This is a genomic window from Streptomyces coelicoflavus (genome assembly GCF_045041415.1).
GTDB classification, from domain to species: domain Bacteria; phylum Actinomycetota; class Actinomycetes; order Streptomycetales; family Streptomycetaceae; genus Streptomyces; species Streptomyces coelicoflavus.
In genome coordinates this window covers 3643564-3665177 of sequence record NZ_CP108218.1, presented here as the reverse complement: position 1 = coordinate 3665177, position 21614 = coordinate 3643564, and the positions used below count along the sequence as shown (strand labels likewise).

General features: G+C 74.2%; 19 protein-coding genes. 14 read left to right on the top strand and 5 right to left on the bottom strand.

Going from position 1 to position 21614, the window contains the following annotated elements:
- The first annotated feature begins 54 nt into the window (after window positions 1-54).
- Complete coding sequence (locus OHA99_RS16245; protein WP_405696342.1) at window positions 55-1911, top strand: sensor histidine kinase; 1857 nt, start codon at window positions 55-57, stop codon at window positions 1909-1911.
- Window positions 1908-2579 (top strand): response regulator, encoded by a 672-nt coding sequence (locus OHA99_RS16240; RefSeq protein WP_405696339.1) that lies wholly within the window; start codon window positions 1908-1910, stop codon window positions 2577-2579. Before OHA99_RS16245 ends, OHA99_RS16240 begins: the two co-directional genes overlap by 4 nt.
- An 18-nt stretch (window positions 2580-2597) precedes the next feature.
- Here OHA99_RS16240 and OHA99_RS16235 read toward each other — a convergent pair whose 3' ends face one another.
- Window positions 2598-3251, bottom strand: coding sequence for a phosphatase PAP2 family protein (locus OHA99_RS16235; protein ID WP_194279973.1), 654 nt, complete (start codon window positions 3249-3251; stop codon window positions 2598-2600).
- A 174-nt stretch (window positions 3252-3425) separates the two neighbouring features.
- Between OHA99_RS16235 and OHA99_RS16230 the strand changes: the two genes are divergently transcribed.
- Window positions 3426-4280, top strand: a complete 855-nt coding sequence (locus OHA99_RS16230; RefSeq protein WP_405696336.1) for a hypothetical protein — start codon at window positions 3426-3428, stop codon at window positions 4278-4280.
- A gap of 18 nt (window positions 4281-4298) precedes the next feature.
- Here OHA99_RS16230 and disA read toward each other — a convergent pair whose 3' ends face one another.
- Together disA and radA are read right to left on the bottom strand one after the other, a co-directional pair.
- Window positions 4299-5423 carry a DNA integrity scanning diadenylate cyclase DisA gene (disA, locus tag OHA99_RS16225; protein WP_266571134.1) on the bottom strand — a complete coding sequence of 375 codons (1125 nt, stop codon included), beginning with the start codon at window positions 5421-5423 and terminating at the stop codon, window positions 4299-4301.
- An 81-nt stretch (window positions 5424-5504) separates the two neighbouring features.
- A complete protein-coding gene (gene radA, locus OHA99_RS16220; RefSeq protein WP_054100914.1) occupies window positions 5505-6914 on the bottom strand; it encodes a DNA repair protein RadA in 1410 nt (469 codons plus the stop codon).
- A gap of 265 nt (window positions 6915-7179) precedes the next feature.
- Here radA and OHA99_RS16215 point away from each other — a divergent pair, with 265 nt between their 5' ends.
- Window positions 7180-8976 carry a BACON domain-containing protein gene (locus OHA99_RS16215; RefSeq protein ID WP_405696331.1) on the top strand — a complete coding sequence of 599 codons (1797 nt, stop codon included), beginning with the start codon at window positions 7180-7182 and terminating at the stop codon, window positions 8974-8976.
- A 24-nt stretch (window positions 8977-9000) separates the two neighbouring features.
- On the opposite strand, the gene OHA99_RS16210 is transcribed toward OHA99_RS16215, so the two are convergent.
- Entirely contained in the window at window positions 9001-9813 is an 813-nt protein-coding gene (locus OHA99_RS16210) for a hypothetical protein (RefSeq protein WP_405696328.1), read from the bottom strand.
- A 71-nt stretch (window positions 9814-9884) separates the two neighbouring features.
- On the opposite strand from OHA99_RS16210, the gene OHA99_RS16205 reads away from it, so the two are divergent.
- From OHA99_RS16205 to ilvD, 4 genes are all read left to right on the top strand, one after another.
- On the top strand, window positions 9885-10817 hold the full coding sequence (locus OHA99_RS16205; protein ID WP_153178582.1) for a Ppx/GppA phosphatase family protein: 933 nt from the start codon (window positions 9885-9887) through the stop codon (window positions 10815-10817).
- Window positions 10818-10948: 131 nt separating this feature from the next.
- A complete protein-coding gene (locus OHA99_RS16200; protein WP_405696325.1) occupies window positions 10949-11806 on the top strand; it encodes a sugar phosphate isomerase/epimerase family protein in 858 nt (285 codons plus the stop codon).
- Window positions 11803-12414, top strand: coding sequence for a TetR family transcriptional regulator (locus tag OHA99_RS16195; RefSeq protein WP_366474024.1), 612 nt, complete (start codon window positions 11803-11805; stop codon window positions 12412-12414). Before OHA99_RS16200 ends, OHA99_RS16195 begins: the two co-directional genes overlap by 4 nt.
- 141 nt (window positions 12415-12555) lie before the next feature.
- Complete coding sequence (gene ilvD, locus OHA99_RS16190; protein WP_405696322.1) at window positions 12556-14409, top strand: dihydroxy-acid dehydratase; 1854 nt, start codon at window positions 12556-12558, stop codon at window positions 14407-14409.
- Window positions 14410-14436: 27 nt separating this feature from the next.
- Here the strand turns inward: ilvD and OHA99_RS16185 are convergent, their stop codons facing one another.
- Window positions 14437-16617, bottom strand: coding sequence for a serine/threonine-protein kinase (locus OHA99_RS16185; protein WP_405696319.1), 2181 nt, complete (start codon window positions 16615-16617; stop codon window positions 14437-14439).
- Between the two features lie 183 nt (window positions 16618-16800).
- On the opposite strand from OHA99_RS16185, the gene OHA99_RS16180 reads away from it, so the two are divergent.
- The 6 genes from OHA99_RS16180 (at window position 16801) to OHA99_RS16155 (ending at window position 21413) form a co-directional block, all read left to right on the top strand.
- Window positions 16801-17133 carry an SH3 domain-containing protein gene (locus tag OHA99_RS16180; RefSeq protein WP_153178578.1) on the top strand — a complete coding sequence of 111 codons (333 nt, stop codon included), beginning with the start codon at window positions 16801-16803 and terminating at the stop codon, window positions 17131-17133.
- Window positions 17134-17299: 166 nt separating this feature from the next.
- A complete protein-coding gene (locus OHA99_RS16175) occupies window positions 17300-17965 on the top strand; it encodes a DUF4232 domain-containing protein (RefSeq protein WP_405696315.1) in 666 nt (221 codons plus the stop codon).
- A gap of 41 nt (window positions 17966-18006) precedes the next feature.
- Window positions 18007-18510, top strand: a complete 504-nt coding sequence (locus tag OHA99_RS16170; RefSeq protein ID WP_405696312.1) for an EamA/RhaT family transporter — start codon at window positions 18007-18009, stop codon at window positions 18508-18510.
- A gap of 205 nt (window positions 18511-18715) precedes the next feature.
- Window positions 18716-19687, top strand: a complete 972-nt coding sequence (locus tag OHA99_RS16165) for a class I SAM-dependent methyltransferase (RefSeq protein WP_405698961.1) — start codon at window positions 18716-18718, stop codon at window positions 19685-19687.
- Window positions 19688-19785: 98 nt separating this feature from the next.
- Window positions 19786-20616, top strand: coding sequence for an ABC transporter ATP-binding protein (locus tag OHA99_RS16160; protein ID WP_405696309.1), 831 nt, complete (start codon window positions 19786-19788; stop codon window positions 20614-20616).
- A complete protein-coding gene (locus OHA99_RS16155) occupies window positions 20613-21413 on the top strand; it encodes an ABC transporter permease (RefSeq protein WP_153178574.1) in 801 nt (266 codons plus the stop codon). The genes OHA99_RS16160 and OHA99_RS16155 overlap by 4 nt, the downstream gene beginning before the upstream one ends.
- Window positions 21414-21614: the final 201 nt, after the last annotated feature.

Below are 21614 nucleotides of genomic sequence, written 5' to 3'. Positions count from 1 at the left end.
CACCTGACGATCGGCAGGGGCGCGCGGGGCGCTTGCGCTTGTAGCGTCGAGGCCATGCGCCCCGCCCGGCCGACCGACGACCCCGACTCCGCCCCCGCCCCCGCCGCGAACGCGCTCGACGGCCGCGGGCCCCGGGCCGCCGGGACCGTGCCCGCCGGGACCGTGCCCGCCGACCGGGACCCGGCGCCCCGCGCGGCCACCTCCCCGGATGCCGCGGTGGCGCCGGACGGATGCGCTCCGTCCGACGGGGAGCGTGGGAGGGTGTCCCCGGGGCGGATCGGCGCGCGGGCGGGGAAAGGGGTCCTGTTCTGGGCCGCGCTCGCGCTGCCCGCGCTCGCCGCGGACCGGCTCGGCATGAACGAACCGCGTGCCCCGTGGCAGCAGCTGGCCGGTCTGGCGGTGCTCGCCGCCGCCGTCGCCTGCTCCCGGCGGCAGCCGCTCGCCGCGTACGTCCTGGCCGCCGCGCTGGGACTGGCCACCGCGCCCGCCCTGTTCAGCGTCTCCTACGGCCCCGCCCTCGGCGTCCTCGCCCTGCTGCTCGGCCTGCGCGCGCCGCGGCCGCACCCGGCGGTCGCCGCGTTCCTGGGCGTCGGTGTCGCGGGCGCCGCGCGCATCGCCCTGGCCGGTGACGACCCGGCGCCCGAGGCCTTCGTCCTGACCGGCACCCTGCTGTTCGGCAGCGTCTTCCCCTGGCTGGCCGGGCGCTACTGGCGACAGAGCCGGGCGCTCGCCGAGGCCGGCTGGCTCAGGGCGGCCCGGCTGGAGGAGCGGCAACGGCACGCCGAGGAACGGGCCACACTGCGCGAACGGTCCCGCATCGCCCAGGACATGCACGACTGCCTGGGCCACGAGCTGAGCCTGCTCGCCCTGCGCGCGGGTGCCCTCCAGGTCGCCCCCGGACTCGCCGCCGAGCACCGGGCCGCCGCGGCTGACCTGCGGGCCGCGGCCGCCGACGCCACCGACCACCTGCACCGCATCATCGGTGTCCTGCGCGAGGACGACGAACCCGTCCCGCTCGCCCCGGCGGGCGAGAGCGTCGAGGAACTCGTCGCCCGCGCCGCCGAGTCGGGGCTCCCCGTGCGGTGGGAGACCCGGCACCCCGCACCCCGGGTTCCGGAACCCGGCTCCCTCACCGAGCGGCTGCTGCACCGGATCGTGCGCGAGGCGCTGACCAACGCGGCCCGGCACGCGCCGGGCGCCCCCGTCGTCGTGGAGGTCGCCGGGCAGCCGTCCGGCACGACGGCCACCGTCACCAACGACCGCCCGACCGGGGCCGGTTCCCGTTCGGCGGGCGGCGGCACGGGTCTGCTGGGGCTGCGCGCCGCCGTGGCCTCGGTCGGCGGCGACTTCCGGGCGGGCCCGCACGGAGCGGGCTTCCGCGTCCGCGCGTACGCCCCGGCCGGGCGGCAGGACACCGGGTCCGTCCCCGACGAGGCCCCCGCCGCCTCGCCCGCTGCCCCGGACCCTCCGTCCCCTCCGTCCTTTCCATCCACTTCGGCCGCCCCGTTCGCGCCCGCCGCCCCGTTGGCCCGCGCCCGCCGCCGGGTCGCCCTCGGGCTGGGCGCCGCGGCCGGTGCGGGACTGGTCCTGGTCGGCGCCGCGTTCGCCTGGTACGCCTACACCGAGACCCGCTCGGTGCTCACCCCGAGCGCGTACGCGGAACTGCGCCCGGGCACGCCGTACGACGAGGTCGCCGCCGTCCTGCCGGACCGGGAGGCCCACGACCCGCCGAGCGACCGCGCTCCGGCGCCGCCGGAGGGCGCCGACTGCCGCTACTACCGCGCCGGGGGCGAACTCCTCGTCTCCGTCGACCACTTCCGCCTCTGCTTCGACGCGCGGGGGAACCTGGTCGCCAAGGACGTCGTGCCCGGCGCCGGACGACCCGAGAACGACGAGGAGACCGCACGGTGATCAGGGTGCTGCTGGCCGACGACGAGGCGATGGTGCGGGCCGGGGTGCGCGCCATCCTGGCGAGCGGCGGCGAGAGCGAGGTCGTCGCCGAGGCGGGCGACGGCCGCGAGGCGGTCGAACTGGCCCTCGCGCACCGCCCCGACGTGGCCCTGCTCGACATCCGCATGCCCCGCCTGGACGGCATCGCGACCGCGGCCGAGATCCTGCGGTCCGCCCCCGGCACCGCGGTCGCCATGCTCACCACCTTCTCCGAACAGGCCTACGTCAACCGCGCCCTGTCCGCCGGTGCCACGGGCTTCCTGCTCAAGTCCGGCGACCCCTACGAACTCATGGCCGGGGTACGGGCCGTCGCGGAGGGCGCCGCCTTCCTCTCCCCGAAGGTCGCCCGCTACGTCGTCGAGGACCTCGGCAGGAGCGCCGGCGGCGGCCGCCTCGCCCGCGAGGAGCGCGCCCGCCTGCGCGCGGGACGGCTGAGCCCCCGGGAACGCGAGGTCCTCGGCCTGGTGGGAGCGGGCCTGTCCAACCCGGAGATCGCCGCCCGGCTGCACCTGGTCGAGGGCACCGTGAAGGCGTACGTGAGCGCGGTCCTGGACCGGCTGGAGGTGCGCAACCGGGTCCAGGCGGCGATCGTCGCGTACGAGGCGGGCCTGGTCGAGGCGGACGTCTGAGCGAGGACCGCCCCCAGGTCAACGCCGCCGGTGCGAGGGGGCGAAGGGGGCCGCCGGCACGACGGCGGCCGGACCCGGCCCGCTCAGCCACCGTGCCACCGCCGCGTCGGATCCCCGCATCGTCCCGGCCAGCCGCGTCACCGCGCCCGTGCCCAGCCGCACGGCCACCGCGGCGACGACGGCGCCCAGCAGCAGACCGGCGGCGACGTCGTGCGGGTAGTGGACGCCGACGAACACCCTGGAGAAGGCCATCAGCAGGGCGAGCGGCGCCGTCAGCAGGACGAGCGCGCGCCGGACCAGCAGCAGGGCGACGGCCGAAGCCCCCGCGATCGTCGCGTGATTGCTGGGGAAGGACCAGTCGCCGGTCGCCGGGCACTCCACCAGGGACGCCGCCGCACCGGAGACCGCCCGGCACGGACGTTCCTCCTTGAACCCGGACTTGAGCAGCTCACTGCACACATAGGCCAAAGCCGTGGCCAGAGGTGCAAGGACCGCGATGGCGAACGCCCGGCTGTCACCGTGTCGCGCACGCCACCACGCCAGGACGAACAGCGCGCCGAAGACCAGGAGCCCCGCCTCCGTCCACAACTCCATCGTCCCCCGCACCCACCCAGGGGTGTCCCGGGCGAAACCGGTGATGTCGCGGTACAACTCGTCGTCTGTGAAGGTCATGCTCACGGACGGTAGGCGGCTGCCCGATACGGTCACACCCTGCGATCGACACGTGGGTCTCCTGTCGATCGACAGGGGTGGGAACAGGTCTCCGGGATGATGATCCGTAAAAGTTGCGGGTCTCAACGGCGGGTGGGACAAGGGAACGCGCCGATCTCTCGTACAGTTTGCGCCGTGGGATCTCTGCGCAATCCGGTCGGGCCGCTTCCCTCCACCATCTACTGGCGACGGAGGGCCGTACTGCTGTCTCTTCTCGCCCTGTTGGCGCTACTGATCACCTGGATCGTGGTCGCCGGCGGCGGGGACGGCGGCAACGGCGCCAAGGACGGGGCCGACGGCAAGAACCCGGCGCCGTCCATCACCCCGGGACCCTCGGGTTCCGGTCCGGCGATCAGCCAGGCACCGGGCGGACGCGACGAGTCGGGGGGCGGGGACTCCAACGGCTCGGGCTCCGGCTCGGGTTCGGGATCGGCCTCCGGCGGCGACGGATCGGACGCCGGATCAGGGTCCGGCGGCGGCGGCGAGGCCGGCGGCGACGGATCGGGCGGCGGCGCCGGCGGGGGATCCGCTGGCGGTGCCGCCACGGGCGTCGGCGCGGGCGACGCGCTGTCGGCCGGCTCGGGCCTGCCCAACTGCACGTCGGGTGCGGTGAAGTTGAGCCTGCGCAGCGTCCGCAACAACTACGCGCCGGGACAGACCCCGGCCTTCGAGCTGACCGCGCGGAACACCTCGGGCAGCGACTGCAAGGTCGATCTCGGCCCGGAGCACGCGGTGTTCACCATCACCCCGGCCGGCGCGGACGACGCGTACTGGGCCTCCGACGACTGCGTCGAGGGCAAGGGCAGCCTGCGGTACCGGGTGGCCGCGGGCAGCGGCATCGCCTACACCGTGAAGTGGGACCGCAAGCCGAGCGCCCCCGAGTGCGGGACGCCTCCGGCGGGTTCCGCCAAGGCGGGCACCTACCTGGTGGAGGCCAAGGCACCCGGTTTCGAGAAGGTACGGACGTCGTTCGTGCTCAAGAGCGACTGACCGTACGCGCCCGGGGGCTCAGACGTAACGCTCGAGGATCGACGACTCCGCCAGCCGCGACAGCCCCTCGCGCACGCTGCGTGCCCGCGCCTCGCCGACGCCGTCCACCGTCTGGAGGTCGTCGACGCTGGCGGCGAGCAGCTTCTGGAGACCGCCGAAGTGCTCCACCAGCCGGTCGATGATCGCGCCGGGCAGCCGCGGCACCTTGGCCAGCAGCCGGAAACCGCGCGGCGACACCGCCGAGTCCAGCGTCTCGGGCGAGCCGGTGTAACCCAACGCCCGGGCCACCATCGGCAGTTCCAGCAGCTCGGCGTGGCTGAGCTTGTCCAGCTCGACCAGCGCCTCCGCGACCGTACGGGACCGCTTCGCGGTCGGCTCGGGCACGTAGTCCCGCACGACCAGCTCGCGCTCGGGCTCCACACCGGCGATCAGCTCGTCCAACTGCAGGGCAAGGAGGCGTCCGTCCGTCCCCAGCTCCACCACGTACTCGGCGATCTCGGTGGCGATCGTGCGGACCATCTCCAGGCGCTGCGAGACCGCCGAGACGTCCCGGACCGTCACCAGGTCCTCGATCTCCAGCGCCGAGAGCGTGCCCGCGACCTCGTCGAGCCGCAGCTTGTACCGCTCCAGGGTGGCCAGGGCCTGGTTGGCCCGGGACAGGATGGCGGCGGAGTCCTCGAGGACCCGACGCTGCCCGTCCACGTACAGCGCGATCAGCCGCATGGACTGCGAGACCGAGACCACGGGGAACCCGACCTGCTTGCTGACCCGGTCCGCCGTACGGTGCCGGGTGCCGGTCTCCTCCGTGGGGATGGTCGGGTCCGGAAGGAGCTGCACCCCCGCCCGCAGGATCTTCGACAGGTCCGAGGACAGCACGATGCCGCCGTCCAGCTTGCACAGCTCGCGCAGCCGGGTCGCGGTGAACTCGACGTCCAGCACGAAACCGCCCGTGCACATCTGCTCGACGGTCTTGTCGGAACCCAGCACCATCAGACCGCCGGTGTTCCCGCGCAGGACCCGCTCCAGGCCGTCGCGCAAGGACGTGCCGGGCGCCACGGCGCTCAGTGAGGCGCGCATCAGGCCATCGGCACCGGCACTCCCACCGGACTTTCCGGGAGCTGCTGCCCGGTCGTTGGCTGCCACTGCACTCCTCCGGTCGCAGGTTCTTCTGGCACCCCCGTGTCGCACATTCGGTCGTACGGACGGGCGAGACCAGGGCAAAGTCTACCGGCGGTCCCCCTCGTCCCGTGGGGCCTCTCGGCGACGCGAGCGCGGAAGCACCCGCAGGGCGTCTCCCATGTCCGCGACTTCCAGGACCTTCATGCCGTCGGGGACCCTGCCCGGATCGGCCGGTACCAGGGCGTGCGTGAAGCCCAGCCGGTGCGCCTCGGAGAGCCTGCGCTGCACCCCCGTGACCCGTCTCACCTCTCCGGCGAGGCCGACCTCGCCGATCGCGACGAGGTTCTTGGGCAGCGGGGTGTCACTGGCCGCACTCGCCAGCGCCAGCGCGACGGCGAGGTCGGCGGCCGGCTCGGAGAGCTTCACGCCGCCGACCGTCGCGCTGTAGATGTCCCTCTTGCCCAGGGCGCTGATGCGGCCGCGCTGCTCGAGCACGGCCAGCATCATCGACACCCGCGAGGTCTCGAGCCCGGAGGTCGTGCGCCGGGGGGAGGGGATCTGCGAGTCGACGGTCAGCGCCTGCACCTCGGCGACCAGCGGCCGGCGCCCCTCCAGGGTGACGGTCAGACAAGTGCCGGGCACCGGCTCGGCCCGCCGGGTGAGGAACAGCCCGCTGGGGTCGGCGAGCCCGGTGATCCCCTCGTCGTGCAGCTCGAAGCAGCCGACCTCGTCCGTCGTCCCGTACCGGTTCTTGACGCCCCGCACCAGCCGCAGCCGCGCGTGCCGGTCGCCCTCGAAGTGCAGCACGACGTCCACCAGGTGCTCGAGCAGCCGGGGCCCGGCGATGGCCCCGTCCTTGGTGACGTGGCCCACGAGGAGCGTGGACATGCCGCGCTCCTTGGAGGCCCGGATCAGCGCGCCCGCGACCTCCCGCACCTGCGCCATGCCGCCCGGGGCACCGTCGATCTCGGGGGAGGCCACCGTCTGCACGGAGTCCAGGATCAGCAGCGACGGCTTCACGGCGTCCAGGTGCCCGAGCACCGCGGCGAGGTCGGTCTCGGCGGCGAGGTACAGATGGTCGTCGATGGCGTGGATCCGGTCGGCCCGCAGCCGCACCTGGCTCGCCGACTCCTCACCGGTGACATAGAGCGTCCGGTGCTCGTCGCTCGCGGACTTGGCCGCCACGTCGAGGAGCAGCGTGGACTTGCCGACCCCCGGCTCACCCGCGACCAGCACCACGGCCCCGGGCACCAGACCCCCGCCGAGCACCCGGTCCAGCTCGGGCACGCCGGTGGAGCGGGCGGTCGCCTGCCGCCCGTCGACCTGCCCGATCGGCACCGCGGACGTGGTCACGCGCCCCGGCGTGGTCGTGCGCACCGCGGGCGCGCCGTACTCCTCGACCGTGCCCCACGCCTGGCATTCGGGGCAGCGGCCGAGCCACTTGGCCGTCTGCCAGCCGCACTCGGTGCAGCGGTAGGACGGCCGTTCCTTGGCGGACTTCGTACGGGCAGCCATGCACGAACCGTAACCGCCGCCACTGACAGCGGACCCCGAGGTCCGTTCCCCCGCCCGGTCCGCCCGCTCCGCACGGGCCGCCGCGGGCGCCCCCGCGGGCGGGCACGAACGCCCCGCGACGGCCACGAACGGACGACCGCGACCCTGCTCCGGCCACGGAAGCGCGGCTTCCTGTCCCCTTATGAGGGATCGTTTCACCCGTACGGATTAAAAGTGCCCAACGCGCCAGTTCGCGCCACCCATAGCCCCCTACGGTCGCCGAGTGATGAGGAGCAGTCCGGAAACCACGACCCGCACGACCGGCGCACACCGGGCGCACCGGGAAGCGCGTGACCGCACCGCGACGAGGGTGCCGGCCCAGCCGCCGACGCAGCGTCCGCCCGCGCGGTACGCCGCGTACGACGCGTATCTGGACGGCCTGTTCACGTACTGCCTGTCCGTGCTCTGCGACCACGGCGCCGCGACCGCCGCCCTGGGCGACGTCCTCGCGCTCGCCGAGCGCCGCGGTCACCGCGGCCCCGACGCAGCGGCCGACCGCAGGGCCTGGCTCTACGCGCTGGCCCGCTGGGCCTGTCTGCGCAAGCTGGCCGAGGCCAAGCAGAAACGTCCGAGCAGCCACGCGGCGGGCCGCCCCGCCCCGGCCCCCGCGCCCGGCACCACCACCCCCACGGAGCCCGCGACCCCCGTCCACGACGAGTCCCGTCAGCGGCACCGCAGCGAGCTCGCCCTCCTCGCCTGGCCCGAGGCCGCCGGCACCACCCCCGAGCAGCGCGAGGCCCTCGAACTGGCCGTGCGCCACCACCTCGCCCCGCAGGAGGTGGCCGCCGTGCTCGGCATGGACCTGGCCGCCGCCCGCGAACTGCTCGCCTCCGCCGCCTGCGAGGTGGAGCGCACCCGCGCCGCCCTCGCCGTCGTCGAGACCGGCACCTGCGCGGGCGTCGCCCGCCTCACCGGCGACAACCGCTACGTCCTCAGCAGCGCCCTGCGCCGCGAGCTGGTCCGGCACGTGGACGACTGCCCGCGCTGCCGCCGAACCGCCGAGCGTGCGATCCCCGGCCGCTGGCCCGGCACCAGCGTCACCCCCGCCGAGCTGCCCGTCCTGGAGGCGCCCCGCACCGCCCTGCACGGAGCCCCGGCCCACCCTTCGCGCGCGCGGGGCAACGCCCCCCGCTTCGACCGGCGCGGCTTCCCGATGGACCCCAAGGACCGCGCGGCCCGGCGGGACCGCCTGCGCGCGCGTGCCGTCACCACCACCGTCGTCGCCACCGTCGTGGCGGCCCCGGTGCTCGCCCTGTGGGCGGCCTACCGGGGCACCCCCGTGGTCGAGGGCGAGGAAGGCCGCTCGGCCAGCGCCAGCGAGGCGCAGGACCCGGACGGCCTGAGCGGCGAGTCGGCGGGCGGCGGCCACGGCTACGAGAACGCGGGCAACGCGAGCACCACCCCGGGCACCGGCTTCGGCAAGAACGGCGGGGCCGACGTCTCCGTGGAGGTCGTCGGCGTCTCCGGCGCCGGAGAGAAGGGGACCGGCCACCTGAAGGTGACGGCCGGCCACGACGGCGACACCACGCTGGTCACCCTGACCGCGACCGGCGACGCCCCGGTGCGCTGGTCCGCGTCCGTCGGCGCCTCCTGGCTCTACCTGAACCAGCCCTCGGGCACCCTGCGCCCCGGCGAGTCCGTGACGGTCCGGGTGTACGTCGACCACCTGCGCGAGCCGTCCGGCCACTGGAGCGCACGGGTGTCCGTCTCGCCCGCGGGCGCCGTCGTGACCATCGAGGGCTACGGCCCCGCGCCCGCCCCGTCCCGGCCGGGCCCGCGCCCCAGCACGCCCGACGACACCACGTCCCCGTCCCACCCGGGCCAGAGCCCGGACCCGGACCCGGACCCGTCCACTCCGCCGCCGACCGGCCCGGACCCGACGCCCACCGACGACCCGCCACCGACCTCACCCGACCCGGACCCGACGACCGGCGAGCCGTCCCCGCCCGGCGGCCCGGACGGCTCCTCACCACCGCCGGGCGACGGCGACAGCGGTGCCCCGAGCCCGTCCGGCACCCCCTAGGGAATTCCGGAGCGGGTGGGTGTGTCAGCGCGCCGGATCCGCCGGATGCGGTGCCAGCAGCGGCAGCTGGGAGGCCAGCCGCTCCTCGCACAGCTCGACCAGCCGGTCGTACCCCGCCTTGCCCATCAGCTCGATCAGCTCCGGCCGGTAGGACACGTACACCGGGTCCCCCGCGCCGTGCGCCGAGGTCGCCGAGGTGCACCACCAGTGCAGGTCGTGCCCGCCCGGCCCCCAGCCCCGCCGGTCGTACTCACCGATCGACACCTGGAGCACGCGCGTGTCGTCGGGCCGGTCGATCCACTCGTACGTCCGCCGCACCGGCAGCTGCCAGCACACGTCCGGCTTGGTCTCCAGCGGCTCCCGGCCCTCCTTCAGCGCCAGGATGTGCAGCGAGCAGCCCGCACCCCCGGAGAATCCCGGCCGGTTCTGGAAGATGCAGGAGCCCTGGAAGGGCCGGGTCTGCCGGGAGCCCTCGTCGTCCTCGGAGGTCCAGCCGTTCAGCGTGCCCTCGGCGTGGTGCTGCCAGATGTCCGGGGTGAGCCTCGCCACATGCCCGGCGACCCGCTTCTCGTCGTCCTCGTCGGAGAAGTGCGCGCCCAGCGAGCAGCACCCGTCGTCCGCGCGGCCCGCCTGGATGCCCTGGCAGCCGCTGCCGAAGATGCAGTTCCAGCGGGAGGTCAGCCATGTCAGGTCGCACCGGAAGACCTGCTCGTCGTCCGCCGGATCCGGGAACTCCACCCACGCGCGCGCGAAGTCGAGCCCCTTCTCGTCGCCCGCGATGTGCTTCTTGTCCTTCTTGGCCGACTTTTCGTCCTTCGCCTTTTTCGTCTTTGGCACGGCTCCAGGGTAAGTCGCCGGACCGGAAGGACGGGACCACGGCGGGCGCCGTCGGCAGTAGCGTTCCGTACATGAGACTCGGTGTCCTCGACGTGGGTTCGAACACGGTGCATCTGCTGGTGGTGGACGCGCACCCCGGCGCCCGTCCGCTGCCCGCCCACTCGTACAAGGTGGAACTGCGCCTCGCCCAGCTCCTCGACGAGGACGGGGCGATCGGCCCCGACGGCGTCGACCGGCTGGTCGCGGTCATCAGGGAGGCACTCCAGGCCGCCGAGGACAAGGGCGTGGAGGACCTGCTGCCGTTCGCCACCTCGGCCGTGCGCGAGGCGAGCAACGCCGACGACGTCCTCGAACGCGTGCGGGACGACACCGGCGTCGAGCTGACCGTCCTCACCGGCGCCGAAGAGGCCCGGCTCACCTTCCTCGCCGCGCGCCGCTGGTTCGGCTGGTCCGCGGGCAGGCTGCTGGTCCTCGACATCGGCGGCGGCTCCCTGGAGATCGCCTACGGCATCGACGAGGAACCGGACGCCGCCGTGTCGCTGCCGCTCGGCGCGGGCCGGCTGACCGCGGCCCGGCTGCCCGACGACCCGCCCCACCCGGACGACGTCAGGGCGCTGCGCCGCCACGTCCGTACGGAGATCGCCCGGACGGTCGGCGAGTTCAGCCGCCTCGGCGCCCCCGACCACGTCGTCGCCACGTCGAAGACCTTCCGGCAGCTGGCCCGCATCGCCGGCGCCGCCCGCTCCGCCGAGGGCCTCTACGTCCAGCGCGAGCTGAAGCGCGCCTCCCTGGAGGCCTGGGTGCCCCGCCTGGCCGCCATGACCGGCGCCGAACGCGCCGAACTCCCCGGCGTCTCCGAGGGCCGCGCGAACCAGCTCCTGGCCGGCGCCCTGGTGGCCGAGGCCGCGATGGACCTCTTCCACGTGGAAAGCCTGGACATCTGCCCGTGGGCACTGAGGGAGGGCGTGATCCTGCGCCGCCTGGATCACATGGGCCAGGGATGAACGCGCCCCTGGAAGGGGCGCGGGGAACGGCGCGAGCAACCACAACACAGCCGCACCTGCCCTATGGCACTCACCACAACGGCGATTAGGCGCCCCGCGCCCCCCGGAGGGCACCCCGTACCCTGACCCCCGTGGCAAACCCCAGGGACGTGATCCGAACCCCGGACGCGAAGGTCGCCCTGTCGACGGCTTCCGTCTACCCGGAGTCGACGGCGACGGCCTTCGAGATCGCCGCGCGCCTCGGTTACGACGGCGTCGAGGTGATGGTCTGGACGGACCCGGTCAGCCAGGACATCGACGCGCTGCGCAGACTCAGCGACTACCACCGCATGCCGATACTCGCCGTGCACGCACCGTGTCTGCTCATCACCCAGCGCGTCTGGTCCACCGACCCCTGGGTCAAGCTCCAGCGCGCCCGCGCCGCCGCCGAGAAGCTCGGCGCGTCCGCCGTCGTCGTGCACCCCCCGTTCCGCTGGCAGCGCCAGTACGCGCGGGACTTCGTCGAGGGCGTCTGGCGGATGGCGAACGAGACGGACGTCCGCTTCGCCGTCGAGAACATGTACCCGTGGCGCTACCGCGACCGCGAGATGCAGGCGTACGCCCCCGACTGGGACGTCACGAAGGACGACTACCGGCACTTCACGATCGACCTCAGCCACGCCGCGACCTCCCGCACCGACGCCCTCGACATGATCGACCGCATGAGCGACCGCCTCGGCCACGTCCACCTGGCCGACGGCAAGGGCTCCGCCAAGGACGAGCACCTCGTCCCCGGCCGCGGCAACCAGCCCTGCGCCGAGGTCCTCGAACACCTCACGCGCACCGGCTTCGACGGCCACGTCGTGATCGAGGTCAACACCAGGCGCGCGATGTCCGGCGCCGAACGTGAGGCCGATCTCGCCGAGGCGCTGGCCTTCACCCGCAAGTACCTGGCACAGCCGGCGCCCCCGCTCGCGGGAGGCCCGGCGGCCGGGACGGAGCGCCGGTGAGCGACACCGGCGGAGCCACCCGCCGCCGCGGCCGCCCGCCCGGTTCGGAGTCCGGGGACACCCGCGACCGCATCCTCGTCACCGCCCGCGAGGAGTTCTCCGAGCGCGGCTACGAGAAGACGTCCGTGCGCGGCATCGCCAAGGCGGCGGGCGTGGACCCGGCCCTGGTCCACCACTACTTCGGCACCAAGGAGCAGGTCTTCGAGGCCGCCATCGAGGTCGCCTTCGCACCGGCCCTCAGAGCCCCCGAGGCGATCGGCGAGGGGCCCCTCGACGGGATCGGGGAGCAGCTCACACGGTTCATCATGGGCGTGTGGGAGAACCCCACGACCCGCAAGCCGGTGCTGGCCATCGTCCGTTCCGCGGTCAACAACGACACCGCCGCCGCGGTCTTCCGCCGCCTGATCGCCGCCCAGGTGATGCGGCGCGTGGCGGCCCGGCTGGAGAGCCCGGACGCGGAGCTGCGCGTCGAACTGGCGGCGGCGCAGTTGGTGGGCTGCGCGATGCTCCGCTACGTGATCAAGGTGGAGCCGCTGGCCTCCGCCGACCCGGAGCAGATCGTCGCCCGCCTGGCGCCGGTCGTCCAGGGCCACCTGACCGGACCGTGAGGCCCTTCACCGGCCCCCGAGGACGCCCAGCCACGGCGTACGGCGAGACGTGCGTCCCGCATTCCGGACACCCCGTCCCGACCCCTGGATGACCGGCGTACGCTCGACGGCAGTCATAACTCTCCGAAGGAGCGAGCGACGATGCCCGAACTGAGGTCCCGCACAGTCACCCACGGCCGCAACATGGCGGGCGCCCGCGCCCTTATGCGTGCCTCCGGTGTACCCGGCGCGGACATCGGACGGAAGCCGATCATCGCCGTCGCCAACAGCTTCACGGAGTTCGTGCCGGGCCACACGCACCTGGCCCCCGTCGGCCGCATCGTCAGCGAGGCGGTCACCGCGGCCGGCGGCATCCCGCGCGAGTTCAACACGATCGCCGTGGACGACGGCATCGCGATGGGCCACGGCGGCATGCTCTACTCCCTCCCCTCCCGCGACCTGATCGCGGACAGCGTGGAGTACATGGTCGAGGCCCACTGCGCCGACGCCCTGATCTGCATCTCCAACTGCGACAAGATCACCCCGGGCATGCTCAACGCGGCGCTCCGCCTGAACATCCCCACGGTCTTCGTCTCCGGCGGCCCGATGGAGTCCGGCCGCGCCACCCTGGTCGACGGCACGGTCCGCACCCTCGACCTGGTCGACGCGATGTCGGAGGCGGTCAACGACAAGATCTCCGACGCGGACATCCTCCGCATCGAGGAGAACGCCTGCCCGACCTGCGGCTCCTGCTCCGGCATGTTCACCGCCAACTCGATGAACTGCCTGACCGAGGCCATCGGCCTCTCCCTGCCCGGCAACGGCTCGGTGCTGGCCACCCACACCGCCCGCAAGGCGCTCTACGAGAACGCCGCCCGCACGGTCCTCGACCTGACCCGGCGCTACTACGAGCAGGACGACGACTCGGTCCTGCCCCGCAACATCGCCACCCCCGCCGCCTTCGGCAACGCCATGGCGCTGGACATCGCGATGGGCGGCTCCACCAACACGATCCTGCACCTGCTGGCCGCCGCCCAGGAGGCCGAGGTCTCCTACGGCCTCGCCGAGATGGACGCCCTCTCGCGCAGCGTCCCCTGCCTGGCCAAGGTCGCGCCGAACGTCGCCAAGGACCGCACGTACTACATGGAGGACGTGCACCGCGCCGGCGGCATCCCCGCCCTCCTCGGCGAACTGCACCGCGGCGGCCTGCTCAACGAGGACGTGCACTCCGTCCACAGCCCGTCCCTGACCGACTGGCTGAAGACCTGGGACGTGCGCGGCGGCTCCCCCTCCCAGGAGGCGGTCGAGCTGTGGCACGCGGCCCCCGGCTGCGTCCGCTCCGCCGAGGCCTTCTCCCAGTCCGAGCGCTGGGACTCCCTGGACGACGACGCCGCGGGCGGCTGCATCCGCTCCGTCGAGCACGCCTACTCCAAGGACGGCGGTCTCGCGGTCCTGCGCGGCAACCTCGCCGAGGACGGCTGCGTCGTGAAGACGGCCGGCGTCGACGAGTCGATCTGGACCTTCGAGGGCCCGGCCGTCGTCTGCGAGTCGCAGGAGGAGGCCGTCCAGAAGATCCTCACCCAGCAGGTCAAGGAGGGCGACGTCGTCGTCATCCGCTACGAGGGCCCCAAGGGCGGCCCCGGCATGCAGGAGATGCTCTACCCGACCTCGTACCTGAAGGGCCGCGGCCTCGGAAAGGCCTGCGCCCTGGTCACCGACGGACGCTTCTCCGGCGGCACCTCGGGCCTCTCCATCGGCCACGCCTCCCCCGAGGCGGCGGCCGGCGGCACCATCGCCCTGGTCGAGGACGGCGACCGCATCCGCGTCGACATCCCGAACCGCTCCATCGAGCTGCTCGTGGACGACGCCGAGCTGACCCGCCGCGAGCAGGCCCTGAACGGCGTGTACGCCCCGAAGAACCGCGACCGCAAGGTCTCCGCGGCCCTGAAGGCGTACGCCGCGATGGCCACCAGCGCCGACAAGGGCGCGGTGCGCGACATCAGCAAGCTGGGCTGACGCCCCCGCGAGGGACCCGGGCCCGCCCTACCAGGCCCCCGGGTCCCGCCCCGGCACCCCGAACACGGTCCCGTCGGGCGCCCCGGCGTACACGTGCCCGCCCGCGAGCAGGGGCGCCGGCAGCGACGCGGGCACCTTGTCGGAGTCGGCGCCGAGCCGGGGCCGGGTCTGCCCGAGGAGCCTGCCCTTGCGGGCGTCGACCCCGAGGAGCCGCCCGTCGGGCGCGGTGACGTACACGTGCCGTCCGTCGGAGACCGGCGCCGAGCCCCGGCTCACGCCCGTCTCCAGCCGCCAGGTCTGCTTCCCCGCCGCCATGTCGACGGCGACCAGTGAACCGCCCGCGCCCATGAGGTACACGGTGTCCCCGCGCACGCCCGCCGACGCCTGCTCGACCGGGATCGGCAGCGTCACCCGCCGGGTCGCCCCGGTGGCGGGCGTGTAGCGGACCACGGTCTTGACGTCGCCGTAGGTCGCCCCCTCGGCGACGAGGAACACCGACCCGTCCGCGGCGGCCCCCACGGGCGTCAGCGTCCCGGCCAGCTCCGCGTCCCAGCGCACGTCCCCGCTCGCCGGGTCCACCGCGGTGACCCGGGTCCGCCGCCCGTCCCCGCTCTGGCTCGTCGCGTACGCGGCCGGCTTCCGCTCCCCGGCGAACGAGGTGAAGTACGGCACGGACTGCCCGGGGATCCGGCGCGCCCACCGCGTCTTCCCCGAGGCGCTGTCCACGCCGGTGACCATGCCGTCGGCGCGGGTGAGCAGCAGCATGTCGCCGACGGTGCGCAGCCCGTCGTACGCGGGCATGTCCTCCTGCCACTCCGGCTCGCCCGTCGCGGGGTCGAGCGCCTCCAGCGGGCCCAGCAGGCCGACCTCGGGCTGCACGAGCCCGCCCGACACGACCGGCGGTTCGCTCCGCACGGCCTCCGCGACGGGGTGCCGCCACAGCGTGCTCCCGTCGGCCGGATCGAGGGCGAAGACCAGACCGGGCCGCGCGCACAGCAGCCGCCGCGCCGCGTACGAGCACTGCGGCATCCCGCCGTCCTCGGCCGCGGGCACCGCCTCCCACGTCCCGAACCCGCCCGGCGCGCTCTGTGCGGTGGGCGTGCCCGCGGGCTCGGCACCGCCGAACGCCTGCACGGCCACCAGGCTCCCGATCACGGCGAGGGCCACCGCCCCGGCGACGAGCACCGACCGCTTCCCCAGCCGCCGTACGACCCGCCCGGACCGCCGTGCGGACGGCCCGGACCCTTGCACCGACGGCCCGGACCCTTGCGCCGACGACCCGGCGGGAGCCCCCGGCCCGGGTTCCGCGCCGGCCCCGGGCGGCGGGGTCCGGTCCCCGTCCGTCCGCGGAGCCGGTATGAACACCTGCGTGTCGTAGGCCGCCGCCACCGACCGCAGCTCCCGCATCAGCTCGTCCGGCGTGGGCCGGTCCTCGGGCTCCTTGGCGAGACAGCGCAGCACCAGCGGAGCGAGCGAGTCCGGTACGCCGGTCAGGTCGGGCTCGTCGTGCACGACCTGGTAGGCGACGACGTACGGGCTGTCGGAGTCGAAGGGCCCGCGTCCGGTGGCCGCGTGCACCAGCAGCGATCCGAGGGTGAAGACGTCGGCCGCAGGACCCACCTCCCGGGGCCGCCGGAACTGCTCGGGTGCCATGTACGGCGGCGTGCCGATCAGCTTCCCGGTCTCGGTCCGCAACTCGCTGTCCTTCGGCCGGGAAATGCCGAAGTCGATGACCTTCGGCCCGTCCTCGGCGAGCAGGACGTTGCTCGGTTTGAGGTCCCGGTGCACCACACCCACCCGGTGGATGTCACGCAGCGCCTCGGCCAGCCCGGCCATCAGCCGGCGCAACTGGGGCTCGTCCATCGGCCCGTTCCGCTTCACGTGCTCCGAGAGCGTCGGGCCGGGGATGAACAGCGTGGCCATCCAGGGCCGTCCGGCCTCCGGATCGGCGTCCACGACCGGCGCCGTGAAGGCCCCGCTCACCCGCCGGGCCGCGGCCACCTCCTGCCGGAAACGCCCTCTGAACTCGGGGTCCCTGGCGTACGTGGCGTGCACGACCTTGACCGCGACGCGCATCCCGGAGGTGCTGCGGGCCAGGTGTACGACGCCCATGCCGCCCGAGCCCAGACGGGACTCCAGACGGTAGTGACCGGCGTACTCCGGAAGTTCCGCTTCCGCGTCCGCTCCGGCATCCCGCTGCGGCGCCATGGAACCACCCCCGTGCTGTTCGTTCGCGCGAGCGATGCTCGGAGCCTAGTCGATGGGGCGCACGGCACAGAGGCGGCCTGCCGACGTCCGCGTGCGAGTTGCGAACTGGTGTTTCATGGCTTGTTCTTGGGGTATCAACGGTCCCCCGCGAACGTCGCGGGGTGCAACGGGGGGAGTTCCATCATGTCGGTCGACCAGGTCCGGAACATCGGCGACGGGGAAGAGGAAGCGGTCGGGGCGGCCGGGGGAGCCGTCGCGGCGACCGCGGCCCTGCTCTCCTACCCGGTCGCTCCGGGCTACCGCCTGAACGTCCGCAGCGGCCCGGGCACCAACTACCGCCTGGTGCGGGTCCTGTCCGAGGGTTCCAGGGTCTCGATCCACTGCCAGCGCCCGGGGGAGTGGGTCTCGGGCCCCTACGGCACCTCGAACATCTGGGACAACATCGGCAGCGGCCAGTACGTCTCCGACGCCTACATCCGCACCGGCAGCGACGGCTACGTGGCTCCGCGCTGCTGACCGTGGCGTGCCGCTGACCTTGTAACAGCGGTGTCCCAGCGGCGTATTAGGAGGTCTCCGGGAGGAACGGCGTGCCGGGCCGAGTGGCTCTTGATGCTCGGAAACGCTGCCCGCACCGATGGGTGCGGGCGGACCGGCACGCCAACCGACTCTGAGGTAGACAACGATGCGCGTTCGCAAGCTGACCCTCGCCGCCATGGCCCTCGCCGCCGGTCTCTCGCTCACGGCCTGCCAGAACGACGACGGCACGGACCAGAGCGCCACCCCGCCGGCCGCCTCCGCCCCGTCCGCCGCGGACGGCGGCTCGGGCTCGGCCGGCTCGGACCAGGAGGGCGGGACGGACTCCGAGGGGAAGACCCCCAACGGGACGGGCGGGTCCGGCGGGACAGGCGGACCCGGCGAGGACGGCAGGACCGCCAAGTGCCGCACCGACGAGCTGGAGATCACGGCGATCGACGCCACGGTCGGCGGCGACGACAGGGGCACCGTCGCGGTGGACCTGAAGAACGGCGGCGGCCGGGACTGCACCCTCGAGGGCTACGCGGGCGTCGACCTGAAGACGAACGCGGGCACCCTGTCGGCCAAGCGCACCGGCGAGCAGGCCCCGACCGTCGTCCTCGCGGACGGGGACACGGTGACCTTCGGCATCACCTACCCGGTCAACGACACGGGCGGCTCCGGCGTCCGCATCACGGGCCTGGTGGTGACCCCGCCGAACGAGACCAAGTCGGTCACCCTCGACTGGCCGGGCGCCGCCAGCCTGCCCGTCACCGACGGCTCGGGCACCCCGGTGCAGGTCGGCCCGATGGGCAGCGCGGGCCAGGGCGGCTGACCGCACCGCACGCCCCGGGCGGCGCGCGCCATAATCGACCCGTGAGCGCAGAGAACGGCAAGAACGGCACCCCGGACACCCAGGCGGGCCCCCGCCCCGAACCCCTCCGGTTCTACGGCACGACCTGGGTGCACCACGACGACGGCTACACGGCCCGCCGGGCGGGCCTCGCCGTCGGCTCGCTCGCCGTGGCGGCCGCCGCCTGCTTCGTGCTCCGCGTCGCCTACCAGGGCCTCCAGATCGCCGACATCGGCAGCTTCGTCTCGCTGCTGATGATCGTCATGTTCGCGGTGTGCAGCGCCCTGGCCTTCCGCCACACCTGGTCCGCCTTCACCCGCCGTCCCGACCCCGACCGCCAGGCCTCCCTGCGCGGCCTCCTCGCCATCGGCTTCGTCGGCTCCCTCCTCGCCTACTTCCTCCGCACCTTCACCGAGGCCCCGGGCGAGAAGCTGCACCGCGCGGAGTACGAGAAGGCCTGCGAGGAGTACGAGCGGCGCACCACCCGCCGCACGGGCAACCCGTCGAAGAGGCGCCGCCGGAAGTAGCGCGCAGGAGGCCGGTCCCCTCTCCCGCGGCGCCCGTCGCCGCCCGCGACAACCCGGCGGGCCGTGGTCCGGCGCCGGCGCGACCCGCACCGCGATCCACCCCGGAAACGGCTACTGCGTCCCCGCCCCACCCGGCCACCATGGCCGTATGACGACACCGCCGCCCTCGGACGGCCGGGCCTCGGACGCTCGGGCTACACCGCCTGTGTCCGCACCGCCGCCCTCGGACGGCCGGGCCTCGGACGCTCGGGCCACATCGCCTGTGTCCGCACCGCCGCCCTCGGGCGACCGGGCCCCGGACGCTCCGGCTACACCGCCTGTGTCCGCACCGCCGCCCTCGGACGGCCGGGCCTCGGACGCTCCGGCCACCGCGACAGCGGCCGCCCGCGCGCAGGGCTCCTCCGCGCAGGCCGCCACCCACCGCGCCCGCGCCCACTCCTTCAACGCCGCCGCGGCCCAGTACGCCGCCAACCGCCCCTCCTACCCGCCGGCCCTCTTCGACGCCCTGGAGGAGCTGACCGGCCGCCCCCTCGAAGGCGCCCGCGTCGTGGACGTCGGCGCCGGTACGGGCCTCGCCACCGCCCGCCTGCACGAGCGCGGCGCCGACGTGATCGCCGTGGAACCCGGCGCCGGCATGGCCGCCGAGTTCCGCCGCACCCTCCCCGGCGTGCCCGTGGTCCGCGGCAACGGCAACGCCCTCCCCCTCGCCGGCCACAGCGCCGCCCTCCTCACCTACGCCCAGTCCTGGCACTGGACCGACCCCGCCCTGGCGGTCCCGGAGGCGCTGCGCGTGCTGCGTCCGGGCGGCGCGCTGGCGCTGTGGTGGAACACCGAGGCCCTCGACGTGCCGTGGATCGCGGAGTCGGCCCGGCGCGTCGACCGGCACTTCGCGGGCCTGAACCTCTCCGCCGAGAAGCGGAACTTCGACGCCCGCTTCGCCGACCCCACCGGCACCCTCGACTTCGTCCACCGCGAGATCCGCTGGAGCCGACGCGTCCCCCTCGACATCCACCTGGCCAACCTCGGCAGCCACTCGGTCTTCCTGACCGACACGGAGGAACGCGCCGCGGCCTTCTTCGCCGAGGAGCGCCGCCACCTGCTGGCGGTCTTCCCGGACGGCCTCGTCGAGGAGACGTACGACGTCCACCTCCTCCTCGGAACGACCCCGCCGGCCTGACACGGCGGACCACCGCGGCAGCGCGACCCCGCCGGCCCGACGCGGCGGCCCGGCGGGACGCCTTGACGCCTCGGACGCCCGGGAGGAGTATTCATCACATGATGAATTACTCGCCGGAACACTCCTCCCGGCCACCCGACGGTGGCGGCGGCACCCCCGCCCCACCCGCCGTCCACGCCGAAGACCTCACCGTCGTCCGCGGCACCCGCACCGTCCTGCACGGCCTCGGCTTCACCGTCCCGCGCGGCCGGATCACCGGCCTCCTCGGCCCCTCCGGCTGCGGCAAGTCGACCCTGATGCGGGCGATCGTCGGCACCCAGGACAAGGTCGCCGGCACCCTCGACGTCCTCGGCCGCCCGGCCGGCCACCCGGCCCTGCGCACCCGCATCGGCTACGTCACCCAGGCCCCGTCCGTCTTCGACGACCTCACCGTCCGCCAGAACCTGGACTACTTCGCCGAGATCCTCCACCCCGGCCGGGCGGCCTCCGCCCACCGCCGCGAGGAGGTCACCCGCGTCATCACCGACGTGGACCTCGCCACCCACGCGGGCTCCCTGGCCGGCAACCTCTCCGGCGGCCAGCGCAGCCGGGTCTCCCTCGCCGTGGCCCTCCTGGGCGCCCCCGAACTCCTCGTCCTCGACGAGCCGACGGTCGGCCTCGACCCCGTACTCCGCCGGGACCTGTGGGCCCTGTTCCACTCCCTGGCCACCGACCGCGGCGCCACCCTCCTGGTCTCCTCCCACGTCATGGACGAGGCCGAACGCTGCCACCGCCTGCTCCTGATGCGCGAGGGCGAGGTCCTCGCCGACGACACCCCCGACGCCCTGCGCGCCCGCACCGGCTCCGAGACGGTCGAGGAAGCCTTCCTCCACCTGGTCGACGAGTCGAAGGCCCAGGCGGCGGCCCGCACGAAGGAGACCACCCGATGACCACCCCCACGGCCCCCGCACCCGCCCGGGCGGCGGCGCCCCCGGCCCCCGCCCGCCCCCTGAGCCTCCCGCGCACCACGGCCACCGCGACCCGCGTCCTGCGCCAGCTGAGTCACGACCCCCGCACCATCGCGCTCCTGATGCTGATCCCCTGCGTGATGCTCTTCCTGCTGCGCTACGTCTTCGACGGCAGCCCGCGCACCTTCGACAACATCGGCGCCTCGCTCCTCGGCATCTTCCCGCTGATCACGATGTTCCTGGTCACGTCCATCGCGACGCTGCGCGAGCGCACCTCCGGCACCCTCGAACGCCTCCTCGCCATGCCCCTCGGCAAAGGCGACCTCATCGCGGGATACGCCCTCGCCTTCGGCGCCCTCGCGATCGTCCAGTCCGCCCTCGCGACCGGCCTCGCGGTCTGGTTCCTGGACCTGGACGTCACCGGCAGCCCCTGGCTGCTCCTCCTGGTCGCGCTGCTCGACGCCCTCCTGGGCACCGCGCTCGGCCTCTTCGTCTCGGCCTTCGCGGCCTCCGAATTCCAGGCGGTGCAGTTCATGCCGGCGGTGATCTTCCCTCAGCTCCTCCTCTGCGGCCTCTTCACCCCGCGCGACGCCATGCACCCGGCCCTGGAGGCCGTCTCCGACGTCCTGCCCATGTCCTACGCGGTCGACGGCATGAACGAGGTCCTCCGCCACACCGACATGACGGCCGCCTTCGTCCGCGACGCCCTGATCGTCGCCGGCTGCGCCCTCCTGGTCCTCGCTCTGGGAGCGGCAACCCTGAAACGCCGCACGGCATAACCGACCAGCCCGTCCGGCGCTTGAGGACGAGGCCGTCCAGGCCGAAAGCGGGGGCCCGGGGGCGCAGCCCCCAGGGACGGGAACGGGAAGGGGCGGCGGGGGCGAAAACCCCGAGCGACACCCACCACCACCGTCCCGCGGACTGGACGCGACGGCCGACCCACCCCCCTGAATGCGAGGATGACGACGACGCACGCAAGA